The following is a 16,951-nucleotide window of genomic DNA, read 5'->3' as shown; positions in this document are numbered from 1 at the left end:
ACCATTCAATTATGAACAAATGGACGTCGGACGGATCTCTAGTTGCCCCCGGCCTGGGCTCGAACGTGCCTGAGATGGGGCTAGCGTGCATAAAAAAGCGGGTTTAGGTGGCGCTAGCTTGAGGATTTGCCAGAGATAAAAGCCAGATTCAGAATAACTGCATTTTATACATCTAAATTTGGCCTGTAAGCTGCAGGTGATGATTTAATTGTAAAAAGTACATCTAAATTGGCGTATAAAGGCAGGAAACGAACATTTACCTCGATTTAGCTGCACTTTTTGCATTTATTTCTGTGTAGGGAGCCGAAATGAGCAAAATAGATGTACAGAATACATTTAATTACCCGGTCGGACCAACGCAGTTTGCCTCGGTAATAAATTTAAGATGCATAGACACTTGCTGTTGCATGTTTGATGATAACGTATTCTTGATTGAGGGGTATAGTCCTTTTTTTGGGTGAAAATAAAGGAAATGTCATGACGGCTGACAGCAAAAAAGCTGGGTTCCTCATCTTTAAGGACACCAGCACTTTTCGCTAAAATCGCAATCATTAGCAGCGTTTGTACATAGGGGGAGACTCACTCCGCCTGTGCTTAACCGTCTAAACACCGGAGTAAGCCATAAAACCGCCGTCCACCGGGATAACTGCTCCGGTTACGAAGCCGGAGGTGCTGGCATCCGCAAGCCACAGCAGCGTGCCGAGCAGATCCTCCGGTACGCCGAAGCGGCGCATCGGGGTATGGGTCATAATTTTGTGCGAGCGTTCGGTGAGCGAGCCGTCCGGGTTCGTCAGCAGCCCTCGGTTTTGCTCGGTCAGGAAAAATCCCGGCGCAATCGCGTTGACGCGGATGCCAGACTCGGCCAAATGAACGGAGAGCCAAGCCGTCAGGTTGTTGATCGCCGCTTTTGCTGCACTGTAGGCGGGCACCTTGGTCATCGGACTGTAGGCGCTCATCGAAGAAATGTTCAGGACGACCGCTCCCGGGCGTCCGATCATAGCTTTAGCAAACACCTGCGTCGGAATCAGTGTGCCGACCAGATTTAGATCAAATACGCTGCGTACGCCGGACAGGCTTATGTCAAAAAAGGTCGTCACCCCGGGACACTCCAATTGTTCGGGATCAAACGTTTCAAAGGTCGTGTTCGCATCCGGGCGGTTGCCGCCGGCACCGTTCACGAGAATATCGCACGGGCCGTACCGTTCCCGAACGGCCGCTTCCGCGGTCCGAACGCTTTCCGCATCCGTCACGTCGCAGCCGACCGCGATCGCTTCGCCTCCAGCCTCGCGAATGAGAGCGGCAACGGCCTCGCCTTTGGCCGGCGTGCGATTCAAAATCGCGACCCGCACACCTTGACGCGCCAGCTCCCGGGCCATCGCTTGGCACAAAATGCCCGAGCCTCCGGTGATGACCGCAGTTTTGCCTGCGAGCGAAGGGTGCAGAGGCAGTGGACTTATGCTCATCGGCGGGCCACCTCCTCTTCGCCGGCCTGACGACTTGGGACTCCTGCAGCCTTGGCATAGGCATCCCAGAGCCCCCACAAATACATAATGCCGAGCGCCCGGTCATATAGCCCGTAGCCCGGTCGACATTGCTCGCCCCACAGATGGCGCCCGTGATCCGGACGGCAGTAGCCGGTGAAGCCGTTGTCATAATAAGCCTTCACAATGCCAGCGATATCCACGGTGCCGTCGGCGGTGCGGTGAGAGGTTTCGATAAAATCGCCGTTTTCGAATACGTGTACATTGCGGATATGCGCGAACGGAATCCGGTCGTGGAACTCATGTATCATCGAAAGGATGTCGTTGTCCGGATTCGCGCCAAGCGAGCCGCTGCAAAGCGTAATGCCGTTCGCCGGGCTATCCGCGAGCGACAGCAGCCTGCGTAAGCTAGGCTGGCCCGTCATGATGCGCGGCAGGCCGAATATCGGCCAAGGCGGGTCGTCCGGGTGGATCGCCATCGTGATGCCGCACCGCTCCGCCACCGGAATAACCGCCTCCAGAAAATATCCCAGGTGCTCCCAAAGGTCCTCAGCCGTCACATTCCGATACGCCTCAAACAAGGCCGTCAAATGCTGCAGCCGCTCCGGCTCCCAGCCCGGCATGGTAAGCGCGCTGTCTTGGTTGATCAGCCTTACCAGTTCAAAGGGATCAATGTTATGGATTTTCGCTTTTTCATAAAATAACGCCGTTGATCCATCGCCGGAAGGCTTGTGCAAATCAGTGCGCAGCCAGTCGAATACGGGCATGAAATTGTAGCAGATGACTTTGACACCGGCCTCGGCCAGCCTTTCGATGGTGCGCTTGTAGTTTTCAATATACCGGTCCCGCGTCGGCAGCCCCAGTTTAATATCCTCATGTACGTTTACACTTTCTACGACTTCCGTGTGAAGATCGTGCTGTGCGGCCTGCTGCACGACCTGCTCGATCCGGTCCTTCGGCCATTCTTCACCGGCAGGCACGTCATGCAGCGCCCAAACGATCCCTTCCACACCGGGAATTTGCTTGATGCTCTCCAGCGAAATTGTATCGTTTCCCTCGCCGAACCAGCGAAATACCATACGCATCTGATCACCGCCATTTCCTATGTTTTAACTCCCAAAGTCATGCTCTTACACTTGCATGGTAGTATGGAAACTACTGGGTGGCAAGGTCAAATATGCAATATATTTAATTTTCTAACCATTTCATTTATAAGGTTCATATAGTCCTAATTGAGGCGCTACTCTGCCCGGTTTCTAGTTGTCTCTAGCCAGAAAGTAGAAAATCTGTATTATGATGATTAGGAAAATACAGGCTATAGCCTCAAATATATGAAATTATGGGGCACCGTAGCGAAAAGGAGGAGTCGGTCTTGCAGTTGCACCATGCCATGCTTGTGGATGACGAAGTGTTCTCCCGCAAAGGTTTGATGAAGCTGATCGATTGGGAAACCTGCGGCTTTCGCATCGTAGCGGAGGCGGACAACGGGGAGGATGCGCTTGAGCTGATCCGTCGGCTGAAGCCGGATTTGGTCATCACGGATATCCGAATGCCGGTGCTTGACGGCCTGGAGCTGATCCGGCAAACCACCCGGAGCGAGGAGGAGGGCCCTGAATTTATCATTATCAGCGGCTATGATGATTTCAAATATGCCCAGCAGGCTGTCAGGTACGGGGTGCATGATTTTGTACTCAAGCCGATCGACCAGACCGAGTTTGCGGATACGCTTCGCAGATTGCACGGGAAGCTAAGCCAGCGGCAGGAGGCGAGAGCCCGGGAAGAGCGGCTGCAGGGCGGAGCTGTGATTGAATCGATCCTTAAGGGGGATGCCGATGAGGGGGCGATTGCAGGTTGGGAGGAACGGCTTAATCTAAAAGCAGTGAACGAGCTGTTTTACATGCTGGTGGAGCTGAATGATCATCATCCATGGCGGGAGAAAGCGGAAGACATCACACCTTCTAGGTTTATGGAACTGGTGCAGGCTGCATTAGAGCGTCTGGCCGGAGATGGTCAAACCTTCCCTTTGCGTGAGCACCGGAATCGCCTTGGCCTGATCGTACCGGACAGGGCACTAGCGCCGCTTGGCGATTCCATTCGCTCGTTCGCCGAGCGGCTGCTTCGTGAGCTGGAGGTCTTGGACGGCCGAGTATTTGTTTACGCCGGTGGTCCGGTAAGCAGGCTGACCGAGCTTCGCGAGGCCTATCAGGCCGCCAGGGAAGCCCTGCAGTACAAATACATTTGCGATGACAGCGGCATTGTCCTGTCCGCGGAAGCTTCCCTGCAGCCGATCCAATATCTCGCTATCGACCAAGGCTTGTATGGCCGGATCATCGAACAGGTGGAGGAGCTGCAGCTGGATCGGCTGGAGGACAGCATCCGCGCGATGTTCCGAGATTTTCAGGAGAAGCGTTATGCGCCGGAAGCGGTCAAAATGAATCTGCATCAATGCGTGCTCGGGATCGTACAAATTGTTCGCCGTATGGACGGCGATGAGCAAAGCTTGCGCTTCCTTGCGCCAATGATGGGCTGGCCTGATCTGAACTTAACGCTTCGCGAGATCAAGCGGCTCTTTGCTTCCTTCGCGGTGGAGAGCTCCAGGTATATCGCGGAACTGCGCAGGGAACGCCAGCGCGGCGACATTCACAAAATACGCTCCTATATCGAGACACATTATCAAGACAACATTACGCTGAAGAGCATCGCCTCCCGTTTTTATATGAATCCGGTCTATTTAGGCCAGCTGTTTAAGAAACACTACAGCATTTATTTCAATGACTTTCTGCTGCAGCTGCGGGTGAACGAGGCCAAACGGCTGCTGAGGCAGACGGATCTGCGCGTTTACGAGGTGGCAGAGCGGGTTGGCTTCGGCAATCCCGATTACTTCGTCACCCAGTTTGAGAAGCTGGAGAAAGTCACGCCCAGCGAATATCGCAGCCGTCTGCTGCGGGAGGGGACGTCCGGTCCCCGGGAGGAGAAGAAGCGATGATCCCGAATCTGAACGATGTCAGACTGCGCGACAAGATGCTGCTGCTCTATTTTTTGTGCGTATTTGTGCCGATTCTGGTCACCAACCTGATCTTCTACAACGTCACGACGACGAATGTGAAAAACCGGCGGCTCGAAGATATTACCCGGGCGCTGGAGCAGGTAAAGAACGAATTTCGCCAGGAGGTGGACGACACGGTAGAGGTGTCCTCGGTATTTTATACGGACCACCTGCTGAATGAAATTATCGAGACGGACTACGAGCATCCAGCCGATTACGTGGCGGCTTACGACTCTTACCTGCGGCGCATCATCAACACCTCGAGTCCCACGTATAATTCTGTCGAGAACATCAGCGTATACGTGGACAATCCGACCCTGCTGTACTCCGGAGGAATTATGTACATCGACGAGAACGTGAAGCAGGAGGCTTGGTATAAGCAGGTCAGCCGGAGCAGGCAGCCGGCCCCGATCATTATGCGTACCGGAAGCGACGGGGTGCTGAACCGATTCAGCGTTATCCGGCGCATGGATTACTACTATTTTTCCAAGCTGGAGACCGGGAATTATTTAAAAATCGACATGCGTATGCCCGCGATCCGGCAAATTTTCGGCAATTTGAACCTCCAGGGACATGTTTATTTGTTGAACGACAAGAGTGAAGTCGAATACACGAATGATGCGGACTTGAAATTGGAGCATGGGGCTGTCCCTTTTGAACAAGTGACCACTGCGGATAAAACGATCGAATTTCGGACGGATTATGCCCGGGGCAGCAACCTTCAAGGCTGGAGCCTGGTGGGGCGGATATCCGAGGATGAGGTGTTTCGCGAGGTGCGGCAGTCCCGCAATTTTGTGATTGTGCTGACGTGCCTCAATATTTTGCTGCCGACGCTGATCATTATTTGGATTACCCGGTCGATGAACGTGCGGCTTGTGCGGATTTTGAAGCATATGAAAAAAGTAAAAAATCAGCATTTCGAGATAATCAAGGATGCGGAATCCCGTGACGAAATCGGTCAACTGTCCGGGGAATTCAATCGCATGACGCTGCAAATCAAGAGTTTGATCAACAATGTATATGTGGCCGATATCCAGAAAAAAGATTTGGAGCTGCAGCGGCGCCATGCCCAGCTTAATGCGCTCCAAAGCCAAATTAATCCCCATTTTCTGTTCAATGCACTGGAAACGATCCGTATGCGCAGCCTCATGAAGGATGAGGAAGAAACCGCTCGGATTATCCACCACATGGCGAAACTGTTCCGCAATTCGCTGATTTGGCATAAGGATATGATCACGCTCCGCGAAGAGCTGGAATTCGTTCACTGCTTCCTGGAGATCCAAAAGTATCGGTTTGGCGACAAAATTGACTATGATGTGCAGACGGACGAGGCCGACCTTGGGTGCTTGATCCCCAAAATGTCGATCATCACCTTTGTGGAGAACGCCAGCATTCATGGGATTGAGCCGCTGAAGCAGGGCGGGCGCATTCAGGTTGTAATTCAACGAAGCGGAGACAAGCTGACTTGTTCCGTAAGCGATAACGGTGCCGGTATGCCGCCGGAGCAGGTCGAGCTGCTTCTCGGCTATTTACATCACGAAGATCCTATGGGTGAGCGGGTAGGTGTTCAGAACGTGATACATCGTTTGAAGCTGTACTATGAGGACTCTTTTAATTTCAGCATCAACAGCTTGCCTGGCGAAGGGACGGAGATTCAGCTGGTTGTTCCATGGCATGAGGGAGAAAGCTTATTTGCCGTGAAAAGGGTTCTATAGTTTTCTAAGCAGCATCTATAGATTGACGGGTAAACGAGGAGGCCGACCTCTTTTATACTGAAAGTGCTTACAAAAAATGAAGATCGAAAGGGGAGGTCTATAGAATGCGCAAACATCGATTTTGGCTCAGCTGCTTAACCGTAGTAATGATGGTCTCGATCTTATCGGCTTGCTCCGGGGGAAGTAACAGCAAGTCTGAAAATGGGGACGCGGCCAAGAGCGGAAACGGGGAATCTCAGCAGGAGAAAAAGGTTACATTCTCATACTTCAATGCGGCAGCGGGGAAGGACATTAATACGAACGAGACGCGGATCGGCAAAATATTTGAGGATCAGACCGGCGTTAACTTCAAAATCGAGCATTTGGTTGGCGACGAAAACACGAAGGTCGGTACGTTCATCGCCAGCAACAATTACCCTGATGTTATCGTGCCAGGGATATCCATTGATAAGCTCCTTAGCGCAGGCGCTTTTATTCCGCTTAACGACCTCATTGATAAATACGGCCCGAACATTAAACGGGTTTATGAGCCTTATTACAACCTGATGAAGGCGAAGGACGGCAACATCTATTTTCTGCCGCTTAGCGCGGTTGTCGGTAAGTACATCTCGGCGCCAGATATTGAACAAGGGGCTTTCTGGATTCAGCGCCGCGTGCTGAAGGAAGCTGGCTATCCGAAAATCAAGACGTTTAACCAGTATTTGAATCTCATCCGCGATTTTGTGAAAAAACATCCGGATGAAGACCTGACGGGCTACATTGCTTTGACGACGCAGGATAAGTTTTTCTCGTTTACGAATGCGCCGATGCATTTGGCGGGATATCCAAACGACGGGGGCGTCATCATCGACATGAAGACACACCAGGCTAACGACTATGCCGACGATGATATTACAAAACGATACCTGCAGGAACTGAACAAGCTCAATGCAGAAGGACTGTTCGACAAGTCCTCCTTCGTGGATAATTACGACCAATACCTGGCGAAGATCGCAGGTGGTAAAGTGGTGGGCTTCTTCGATTACAGATGGCAAGCAGGGCAGGCGCTGAATAACCTGCATGAAGCTACGCAAAAGTCGGGTAATGACGACATGGAGTACATGGCTCTCCCGATCGTGTACGACGAGAATATCAAGGACCAGTACCTGGATCCGCCGTCCTTTGTCAACAACCGCGGGGTGGGGATATCGGTCAGTGCAAAGGATCCGGTGCGGATCATCAAATACTTTAATAATTTGCTGACCGACGAGAATCAAATTTTGTCCAACTGGGGAATTAAGGACGAAACGTATAAGGTGGATGAAAAGGGTCGCTTCTACCGGACTCCTGAGCAAATCGCTCAGACGAATACGGATGCGTTCCGCGAATCGTTCGGCTTCAAGTATTTCGAATATAGCTGGCCTCGCTACGGCAGCGGCTCAACGATTCCCGACGGTAACTCCGTAGGGGCAGGACGCCAGCCGGAAGTGGCGCAAACCTCGTACCTGGATGGAGACAAGAAGCTGCTGAAAGCTTATGGGGCAAAGACATTCTCGGAAATGTTTGCGGCTCCGGACGACCGTCCGTGGTATCCGGCTTGGAGCATTCAGATCGAGCAGGGCTCCCCGGCGCAGATTTTCACGCAAAAGAAGAGCGACCTGCAGCGTAAATACTTCCCGAAATTGGTGCTCGCGAACCCTGCTGAGTTTGAGGGGCTCTGGGGCGATTATATCAAAGAATTCAACAAGCTTGGCGCCGCCGACTATGAAAAGCTGATCACCGACGAAGTTGCCAAAAAAATCGACCTGGTGCAGGGCAAATAAGCGAATTCATTAACAAGAAAGGGCCGGATCATCTGTTCATGAACATGGTCCCGGCCTTTTCTATACGCACGATATAACCCCGTTTTTTGGGAAGGGAGAGAGGACACCCATGGACAATGTGACGCGACTAAAACCGGGTGAGACTGCAGCAACGGGAAAGCCTGCCCGTAGCTCGAACGGCTTCTTCAGTACGCTATTGCGGCAAAAAGTGCTCGTGCTGATGTCGGTGCCATTTTTGATCTGGCTTATTATATTCAAATATTTGCCCTTGTGGGGCTGGACCATCGCTTTTCAGGACTACAAGCCGGCCCGAGGAATGTTTCAACAAGACTGGGCAGGGCTGAAGCATTTCCGGTTCTTGTTCCAGGATGAGCATTTTGTGCAGGTCATGCGCAATACGCTGGCGATGAGCATCATTAATCTGGTGCTGGGGTTCGTGACGGCGATTGGGCTGGCGATTCTGTTGAATGAGCTGCGCAAGATTGCGTTCAAGCGGGTCGTTCAGACGATAAGCTACCTGCCGCACTTCATTTCCTGGGTGGTCGCGGCCAGCATCATTTCGACGGCTTTATCGGCAGACGGCGGCATCATCAATGAGCTGTTGCTCTGGCTGGGTATCATCAAGGAGCCGATTTTATGGCTTGGGGAAGGCAAATTATTTTGGGGAATCCTCGGTGTTTCGGAGGTTTGGAAAAACGTTGGCTGGAACACCATCATCTATTTGGCGGCAATGACTAGCATCGATCCTGCGCAGTATGAAGCAGCGGAGATCGACGGTGCCGGAAGGTTTCAGCGCATTTGGAATGTTACCCTGCCGGGCATCCGTTCCGTCATCGTCATCCTGCTGATCATGAATATCGGAAATCTGCTGGAGTCCGGCTTTGAACCGCAGTATCTGCTCGGCAACGGCATGAATGTCGACTATTCTGAAAATCTAGATATTTTCGTACTGAAATACGGGATTCAGATGGGGAACTTCTCCCTGTCGATCGCAGCGGGGATGTTCAAAACGGTGGTCAGCTTCATTTTGCTGTTCAGTGCGAACTCGATCGCGAAGCGAATGGGCGAGGATAGATTGTTCTAGCGGACTTTTGAAGGAGGAGGGTTCCACATGGCTAAAGCGCCAGTCATGCACGCCCGGTTCAAGTCGCCATCGGACCGGATCTTCGATGCTTGCAATATATTGTTTATGACATGCCTAATGATCGTGACGCTGTACCCGTTCTTGAATATGCTGGCAGTTTCATTGAATACGGCCAACGATTCGGTCAAAGGCGGCATTTATTTGTGGCCGAGGGAATTTACTTGGGAGAATTATCATTTTGTATTTAAAGAGGCGACGATTTTTCACGCCACGCTGATATCTGGGCTGCGCACGGTTGTCGGCGCGGTGCTATCGGTGTTCTGCTGCACGATGGTCGCTTATACGATTAGCCGCCCGGAATATGTACTGCGGAAGTTTGTTTCCATTGCGTTTATTTTAACGATGTATTTCAGCGGCGGGCTGATCCCGAACTTCCTGCTCATTCGTGAGATCGGCCTAATGGATAGCTTCTGGGTGTACATCATCCCCGGTTTGATCGGCGTGTTCAACGTGATGATCATTCGCTCGTTTATCGAAGGGTTGCCGGAGGGGATTCTCGAGTCCGCGCGGATCGACGGAGCCGGTGATTTTATGACCTTTTTGCGCATCGTCATGCCGCTTTGTCTGCCGGTGCTCGCAACAGTATCGCTGTTTACGGCCGTTTCGCAATGGAATTCTTGGTTTGATGTGTTTTTGTATAATTCATCGAATGTCGATCTAAGCACACTGCAGTACGAGCTGATGAAAATATTGCAAAACTCCAATACGTCCGTGAACAACAACGGCGGCGACTATGCCAGCGCGTTCGCGGGTTCGGAGAATACCGCCAATTTGGTGACGCCGACGTCCATTCGCGCCACAATGACAATCGTTGCCAGTGTGCCGATCATTATGGTTTATCCGTTCCTGCAGAAATATTTTGTGCAGGGCATGACCTTGGGAGGAGTGAAGGGTTGATGGGTATGTCAGGAAAGTTGGGGAAGGCGGAAGCGCTGAGATGGACGTGACAGGAAGGTTTAAGGAAGCTGAAGAGTTGACGGATGTGTCGAGAAAGTTACGGAAGCGGAAGAACTGATGGACATATCAGGAAAGTTGAGAAATGGCGGGAGGACTGATGAATGTGAAAGGAATCACGGGGACAAATCAAGCAGGAACTCGCAGCGAGCCGAAGCTTAAGGAAGTGTTTGATGGAGATTTTCTGATCGGCGCGGCGGTAAATCCGCTGACGATCCGAGCGCAGGAAGCACTGCTGGTTCATCACTTTAACAGCATTACGGCGGAGAACGAAATGAAATTCGAAAGAATTCATCCTGCGAAAGATACTTATGAGTTCGGCGCTGCCGATGCGCTTGTGTCATTCGCTGGGCGGCACGGCATGAAAGTTCGCGGCCACACGCTCGTTTGGCACAACCAGTCTACCGATTGGCTGTTTGAGGACGGGAGCGAGAATCTCACGGATCGAGGAACCCTGCTTTCGCGGCTGAAGTCGCATATCGATACGGTTGTGGGGCGCTATAAGGGGGCGATTTACGCTTGGGACGTCGTTAACGAGGCGGTGTCGGACGAGGGGGAAGAGCTGCTGCGATCCTCCAAGTGGCTTGACATCGCCGGGCCGGATTTTATCGCCAAGGCGTTTGAATATGCGCATGAAGCGGACCCGAACGCGCTGCTGTTCTACAACGATTACAACGAATCCCACCCGCATAAACGGGATAAAATTTACCGTTTGCTGAAGTCGCTGCTGGATCAAGGTGTGCCGCTGCACGGGGTTGGGCTGCAGGCTCATTGGAATCTGTATGATCCGCAGCTGGACGACATACGGACGGCTATCGAGAAGTATGCCTCGCTTGGGCTGGAGCTTCATCTCACGGAGCTGGATATGTCCGTGTTCCGCTTCGAGGATCGGCGGAGCGATCTTGCGGAGCCGACCCCGGAGATGGCCGAGCTCCAGGCGCAGCGGTACGAAGCGATATTCCGGCTGCTAAAGGAATACCGCGATGTAATCGGCTCCGTCACGTTCTGGGGAGCAGCGGACGACTACACATGGCTGGACGATTTCCCGGTACGCGGCCGCAAAAACTGGCCGTTCCTGTTCGACGCCTCGCATCGGCCGAAGCCCGCCTTTTACCGCGTGGTGGAAGGGGCGCAAGGGTGAGTTTGCCTTCGGCCTCTCTTGGTAGAGTGCCGGGGGGGTTAACCCAAATAGGGGATAAAAATGGCCTTATTTAATTAAAAATGACTATGATTCATAAAATAGGGGAATTTTATGGTCTTATTTTCTTCCAAAGACGCCCAAAAGGCGGTTTTTATGCCTACTTCGTAGAAATAGGGCCATTTTTTACCCCTATTTTGTGTAAAAGAGGTAAAAAGGGAGAAATAGGGCCATAAATGTCCCTTATTTTTTGCCTGTCTATGTGGGTAGTGGCATAAGTAGTGGACAGGTGGAAACAGGATAGACAGGTCCAACAATGATAGAAGGCGCATAACTAGTGAACGGGCTCAGATGTTTGAGAGAGGAGAGGGGCGTACGGATGAGCAAAAATACTGGCGGAATATCGGGGGAAAGCTTTAGCGCGACTACAAACGGAAGCCCAAAAGGGAGCACAAACAACAGTACAAACGAGAGCAAAAATGAATGCACAAACGGAAGCACAAACGGGGTGGATAGCTTTTGTGCGGGTTCAGGTGGAAGCGCTTTGTACAAAGCGTGGCTTCAGTATGCTAAGGTGAATGATTCTGAGGTGTGCGAGGTTTACAAGCCATTGATCCAACAGATCGTCGTTGCCGGGCGGATTGAGGGGGTATTGGCCGCGGCGGTGGCTGAATTGCAGGAGGGAATTCGGTCCATGCTCGGCTTTACGCCAGAGGTGGTGCAGGAACCGACTGGCACTTCCTGTTTGTTGCTGCAGGTGAACAAGCCGGAGGGGGCGGAGACAGCGGGGGCAGCCGGGGAAGGTTCGGGGACCGTGAGTAAGCTCGCGGTTCAACCCGGTTTTGACCCTCTGCCGATGTCGGAAACGGGTCCTATATCCCAAACATCAGCCCAAGGCAAGCCATGGCGAGTCCCTAAGGCTAGTGCAGCCCTCGAAGCCGATGGATTCACCCTGCTTCATGTCCGGGAAGGCGGCGAAAACTGCCTGCTGCTTACGGGCGGATCGGCGAGAGGCGTAATGTACGGCGCGTTCCATCTGCTGCGGTTGATCTCCATGGGCATCTGCCCAGAGGGGCTTAACGTCAGGGAGTGCCCGCGCAACCGGCTGCGGATGATCAACCAATGGGATAATGCGGACGGTTCCATCGAACGGGGGTATGCGGGACGTTCGATTTTTTATCGAGACGGCAGTATGGTCACTGACTTGCAGCGAGTTAAAGATTATGCCCGTATACTGGCCTCCACCGGAATCAACGCTATTTCGATAAATAACGTGAATGTGCATGAAGTGGAGACGCACTTTATTACCGGCGAGTTGCTGCTGGACGTAGCCCGGGTGGCCGCGGTGTTCAGGGAGTATGGTATCGCGCTGTTTCTTAGCGTGAACTTTGCCGCACCGATCGCCATCGGTGGCCTGAGTACCGCAGACCCACTGGACAGGGGCGTTCAAGCTTGGTGGAAAACTGCAGTCCAGCAGATTTACACCGCCATCCCCGACTTTGGCGGATTCCTGGTCAAAGCTGACTCGGAGCATCGCCCGGGCCCGTTTGCCTATGGACGCGATCATGCCGATGGAGCCAATATGCTCGCCGAGGCGTTGGAGCCCTACGGCGGTCTGGTCATCTGGCGCTGCTTCGTATATAACTGCATGCAGGACTGGCGCGATCGCCGGACAGATCGGGCCCGCGCGGCGTACGATCATTTTAAGCCGTTGGACGGCAAGTTTCGGGATAACGTCATCCTGCAAATCAAAAACGGACCGATGGATTTTCAGGTCCGCGAGCCGGTTTCCCCGCTGTTTGGCGCCTTGCCGCATACCAATCAGGTGATTGAGTTCCAGGTGGCGCAGGAATATACCGGACAGCAGAGGCACCTTTGCTATTTGGTGCCGCAGTGGAAGCAGGTGCTGGACTTCGACACCTATGCCTTGGGACCCGAGACGAGGGTGAAGGATATTGTCGGCGGCTCACGGTTTCCCTTTCCGCATAGCGGCGTAGCGGCCGTATCCAACATCGGGGACGAGGAGAACTGGACGGGGCATACGCTGGCGCAGGCCAATTTGTACGGTTACGGGCGACTCGTCTGGAATCCGGATTTGTCCGCCGAGGCGATTGCCGATGAATGGACACGGCTGACGTTCGGCAATCATCCTGCGGTTGTAGCGGGAGTCACCGGTATGCTCATGAAGTCATGGCCTATTTACGAGAGCTACACCGCGCCGCTCGGCGTCGGCTGGATGGTGACGCCCCACACGCATTACGGACCTGACGTGGACGGGTACGAGTATTCGCGCTGGGGGACGTACCATTTTGCGGACCGGGACGGGATTGGGGTTGATCGGACGAAGCGCAGCGGGACGGGCTATGCGGCCCAATATTTTAGTCCGAACACCGAAATGTTCGAGTCTTTGGGGACGTGCCCGGACGAACTGCTACTCTTTTTTCACCATGTACCCTATTCCCATGTGCTGCATTCGGGCAAAACCGTAATCCAGCATATTTACGATACTCACTTTACCGGGGCAGAAGAGGCGGAGGGCTTTGTCCAGAGCTGGGAGGGACTAAGGGATAAAATCGATGATATCCGCCACGCCCAGGTGGCGGGTCGACTCGCTAAGCAGGCCGAGCATGCCAAGCATTGGCGCGATGTGATTAACACATATTTTTACCGGAAGTCCGGTATACCGGATGAACAGGGACGGACGATTTATTAAAGTAAAACAGCCCGCTGGACACTTAGTCCAGCGGGCTGCCTCAGCTTTAATGCACGATTTCCGCAAGCAGCTCATACGAGCGTAGGCGGGCTTTATGATCGTATACCTGAGCGGCGACGATCATTTCATCCGCATCGGTTTGCTGCAGCAATATCTCCAGCCGCTGACGCACCGTATCCGGCGAGCCGATCGCAGCAAAGCCGAGCTGCCGCTCGATCAGCGCTTTTTCCTGCGGCGTCCAGATCGGTTCCATGCTGTCCACCGGCGGCTTGAGCTGTCCGGTCTGCCGGCGGATCAGGTTCAGGAACTGCTGCTGCTGCGAGGTCGCCAGGCGGCGAGCCTCCTCGTCGGTATCGGCGACGATGACGTTCACGCCGACCATGGCGTAGGGCGCCGCCAGTTCCTCCGATGGGCGGAACTGGTGGCGGTACAGATCGAGCGCCGGGAGTAAATAATCCGGCGCGAAGTGGCTGGCGAAGGAGAACGGCAGACCGAGCTGGCCGGACAGCTGCGCGCTAAAGCCGCTGGAGCCGAGCAGCCAGATCGGGATGTTCAGACCTTCGCCCGGGATGGCCCGTACCCGCGCCCCGCTACCCGGCGCGGGGTGGAAATACCCCCGGAGCTCGCTAAGCCGCTCCGGGAAATCCTGCCCGTCGCTGCCGGGGCCGCGACGGAGCGCTTGCGAGGTGAGCGGGTCGGAGCCCGGCGCTCGCCCAAGCCCAAGATCGATTCGCCCTGGGTACAGCGATTCGAGCGTGCCGAACTGCTCGGCGATGACGAGCGGCGAATGATTGGGCAGCATGACGCCGCCGGAGCCGACGCGGATGCGCTTGGTTCCCCCGGCCACATGCCCGATCACGATCGACGTGGCCGAGCTGGCAATGCCGGGCATGCTGTGATGCTCCGCAAGCCAGTAGCGGTTGTATCCCCACTGGTCGGCATGTTGTGCCAGGTCCAGTGTATTCCGCAGGGAGTCGGCGGCCGTGCTGCCGACGGTAATCGGGGCGAGATCCAGGATAGAAAACGGGATTTCGGTTATTTTTTTACTCATAAATCTATGCCTCCTAATGAATAGGGTGATTTGAGCAAAAAGAGCGAAAGGAACTTTATGGATGATATTGCTCTTTTATCATATCAAAGGGTGGCAATATAAACAAAATTAATCGGTTAACTCAGCAATTTGAGAGATAAACGTCATAGACACCCTGCGCCATAGTGGTAACGTTTGAGATGACTTATTCTCAGGGTAGGGTGAAATTCCCCATCGGCGGTATCCCGGGTCAAAAAGAGCCGGGGAGCCCGCAAGCGTTCCCCCATAAAGTGTGGAGGAAGTCAGCAGAACTGGTGCGAGGCCAGTGCCGACAGTGACAGTCTGGATGGAAGAGGATAGGACAGTGATGATGAGGTACAGGGTTTATTTTTCTCTGCAGTTTTGAAGAAAACTGTCTTTTTCTATACCCTGATTCTGGTAAGTCTACTATTCATATGGAGGCGTATACCATGAATCAATCGTTATTGTCGAAGTTCGGCAGCCCGTCGGAACGGGTGGAAAAGGCGCTGAGCGCACTAAGGGAAGGCCGGGGCGTTCTGGTGACCGATGATGAGGGAAGGGAAAACGAAGGCGATCTGATCTTTGCCGCGGATACACTGACGGTGGAGCAGATGGCGATGCTGATTCGCGAATGCAGCGGGATCGTGTGCCTTTGCCTGCCGGAGGCGAAGGTCAAGGAGTTAGAGCTTCCGATGATGGTCCAGCACAATACGTGCCGGTATCAAACAGGGTTTACCATTTCCATCGAGGCCAGTGAAGGGGTGACGACCGGAGTGTCGGCGTCCGACCGGGTAACCACAATTAAAGCAGCCATCGCAGAACATGCCAAACCGTCCGATCTATGCCATCCCGGGCATGTATTTCCGCTGCGGGCTCGGCAAGGGGGCGTTTTGGAGCGCCAGGGGCACACGGAAGCTTCTGTCGATTTGGCCCGACTTTCCGGACACAAGCCTTACGGGGTGCTGTGCGAATTGACCAACCCGGATGGAACAATGGCCCGATTGCCAGAGGTAGCCGATTTTGCGAACAAGCATGGCATGACGGTAGTTACAATAGAAGACTTGGTGGAATACCGCCAGCGTACCGGAAAATAGCTGCAATTGAGCTGCAATCTGGTGAATCCGAGCAAATCCAGCAATCAACTAATTCGCCCTTTCGCTTTCTGATTTGAAAGTCGAAAGGGCGTTTGTATTAGGTCTATTCTTCGGTGATATCTGAGCTGAAAACCCTAACTTTTGTTATAAGGAAACGAAATCATCGATGTGGTTCTCTATAATGGCCTGAACAATTTCAATCTGTATGCTTCGGTAGTCGTGTACGGCAATGTTGCGGAAACCGACCATTGCCTTTAGGCTGCGGTTGAGTAATTTATCAATTACTCCATTTTCCCATCGTATTCTTCTTGGATTCGTTTCAGACACCGATTGATTGTTTCTGATTTGTTCGCTAATATATCGCGGTTCAATTCCATCACCCTCTCCGGTAACCCTCCATGATTTCTTTACGTTCTTCATTAAGCAGGGCATATTCCTTCAAAGCGTGCATATATGCTATTTGCCGGGTATAAGGCTTCGAATCTTGCAGCAACTCTCCTGATCCAATGATCTGTGCTTTAAAGACAGGGGTGGCTTGGGGGAAAAAAATGAGGTCCACTTCACGCCCGACAAGATCGGCCAATTCCGATGAAGCCATAAATAGTTCATAGGCGGAGGGGGCCAAGTTGTCGGGGGATTACTTGAAGTATTTGTTTCCAATTCTGTTGTTCGTATTATTGATTGGTTGTACAAACAATCCCGTAATGTGCCATTCCGACCGCCGCGGATGAAAATAATTGTGTACTCGCACCTGTTTTTCAAAACTTAAACCTTAAAACCTACAAGCCTAAATAAAGAATACCTGTCGATACT

At 53.0% G+C, this 16,951-nt stretch carries 13 protein-coding genes and 1 riboswitch; of the genes, 8 read left to right on the top strand and 5 right to left on the bottom strand.

The genetic code is table 11. The features are described 5' to 3' along the window. Nucleotides 1-602 precede the first annotated feature (602 nt). Nucleotides 603-1,457 carry an SDR family oxidoreductase gene (locus ACFQ3W_RS14520; RefSeq protein WP_379320106.1) on the bottom strand — a complete coding sequence of 285 codons (855 nt, stop codon included), beginning with the start codon at nucleotides 1,455-1,457 and terminating at the stop codon, nucleotides 603-605. Between the two features lie 2 nt (nucleotides 1,458-1,459). Further along, the gene (gene uxuA, locus ACFQ3W_RS14515) at nucleotides 1,460-2,566 is read right to left on the bottom strand and encodes a mannonate dehydratase (RefSeq protein ID WP_379319960.1); all 1,107 of its coding nucleotides are present in this window, start codon (nucleotides 2,564-2,566) and stop codon (nucleotides 1,460-1,462) included. 287 nt (nucleotides 2,567-2,853) lie between these two features. Between uxuA and ACFQ3W_RS14510 the strand changes: the two genes are divergently transcribed. The 7 genes from ACFQ3W_RS14510 (at nucleotide 2,854) to ACFQ3W_RS14480 (ending at nucleotide 13,993) form a co-directional block, all read left to right on the top strand. Then, nucleotides 2,854-4,467: a response regulator gene (locus tag ACFQ3W_RS14510; RefSeq protein WP_379319959.1), complete on the top strand. Its 1,614-nt coding sequence runs from the start codon at nucleotides 2,854-2,856 to the stop codon at nucleotides 4,465-4,467. Then, complete coding sequence (locus ACFQ3W_RS14505; protein WP_379319958.1) at nucleotides 4,464-6,242, top strand: sensor histidine kinase; 1,779 nt, start codon at nucleotides 4,464-4,466, stop codon at nucleotides 6,240-6,242. Before ACFQ3W_RS14510 ends, ACFQ3W_RS14505 begins: the two co-directional genes overlap by 4 nt. Before the next feature lie 104 nt (nucleotides 6,243-6,346). Then, nucleotides 6,347-8,044, top strand: a complete 1,698-nt coding sequence (locus tag ACFQ3W_RS14500) for an ABC transporter substrate-binding protein (protein ID WP_379319957.1) — start codon at nucleotides 6,347-6,349, stop codon at nucleotides 8,042-8,044. A 220-nt stretch (nucleotides 8,045-8,264) separates the two neighbouring features. Then, nucleotides 8,265-9,128, top strand: a complete 864-nt coding sequence (locus ACFQ3W_RS14495) for an ABC transporter permease (protein WP_379320105.1) — start codon at nucleotides 8,265-8,267, stop codon at nucleotides 9,126-9,128. A 27-nt stretch (nucleotides 9,129-9,155) separates the two neighbouring features. Next, complete coding sequence (locus ACFQ3W_RS14490; protein WP_379319956.1) at nucleotides 9,156-10,085, top strand: carbohydrate ABC transporter permease; 930 nt, start codon at nucleotides 9,156-9,158, stop codon at nucleotides 10,083-10,085. Nucleotides 10,086-10,227: 142 nt separating this feature from the next. Then, nucleotides 10,228-11,283 carry an endo-1,4-beta-xylanase gene (locus ACFQ3W_RS14485; protein WP_379319955.1) on the top strand — a complete coding sequence of 352 codons (1,056 nt, stop codon included), beginning with the start codon at nucleotides 10,228-10,230 and terminating at the stop codon, nucleotides 11,281-11,283. Nucleotides 11,284-11,659: 376 nt separating this feature from the next. After that, nucleotides 11,660-13,993 (top strand): alpha-glucuronidase family glycosyl hydrolase, encoded by a 2,334-nt coding sequence (locus ACFQ3W_RS14480; RefSeq protein ID WP_379319954.1) that lies wholly within the window; start codon nucleotides 11,660-11,662, stop codon nucleotides 13,991-13,993. 46 nt (nucleotides 13,994-14,039) lie between these two features. On the opposite strand, the gene ACFQ3W_RS14475 is transcribed toward ACFQ3W_RS14480, so the two are convergent. After that, a complete protein-coding gene (locus ACFQ3W_RS14475) occupies nucleotides 14,040-15,044 on the bottom strand; it encodes an LLM class flavin-dependent oxidoreductase (protein WP_379319953.1) in 1,005 nt (334 codons plus the stop codon). 182 nt (nucleotides 15,045-15,226) lie between these two features. After that, nucleotides 15,227-15,385: riboswitch (FMN riboswitch) on the top strand. A 108-nt stretch (nucleotides 15,386-15,493) separates the two neighbouring features. On the opposite strand from ACFQ3W_RS14475, the gene ribB reads away from it, so the two are divergent. Next, nucleotides 15,494-16,138 (top strand): 3,4-dihydroxy-2-butanone-4-phosphate synthase, encoded by a 645-nt coding sequence (gene ribB, locus ACFQ3W_RS14470; RefSeq protein WP_379319952.1) that lies wholly within the window; start codon nucleotides 15,494-15,496, stop codon nucleotides 16,136-16,138. 144 nt (nucleotides 16,139-16,282) lie between these two features. Here the strand turns inward: ribB and hepT are convergent, their stop codons facing one another. Together hepT and ACFQ3W_RS14460 are read right to left on the bottom strand one after the other, a co-directional pair. Next, on the bottom strand, nucleotides 16,283-16,558 hold the full coding sequence (gene hepT, locus ACFQ3W_RS14465) for a type VII toxin-antitoxin system HepT family RNase toxin (protein WP_379319951.1): 276 nt from the start codon (nucleotides 16,556-16,558) through the stop codon (nucleotides 16,283-16,285). Next, nucleotides 16,515-16,736, bottom strand: a complete 222-nt coding sequence (locus ACFQ3W_RS14460; RefSeq protein ID WP_379319950.1) for a hypothetical protein — start codon at nucleotides 16,734-16,736, stop codon at nucleotides 16,515-16,517. Before ACFQ3W_RS14460 ends, hepT begins: the two co-directional genes overlap by 44 nt. Between the last annotated feature and the right edge of the window lie 215 nt (nucleotides 16,737-16,951).

The organism is Paenibacillus puldeungensis (assembly GCF_042678945.1).
Lineage (GTDB): Bacteria > Bacillota > Bacilli > Paenibacillales > Paenibacillaceae > Fontibacillus > Fontibacillus puldeungensis.
This window is presented reverse-complemented; position numbering and strand designations above follow the sequence as displayed.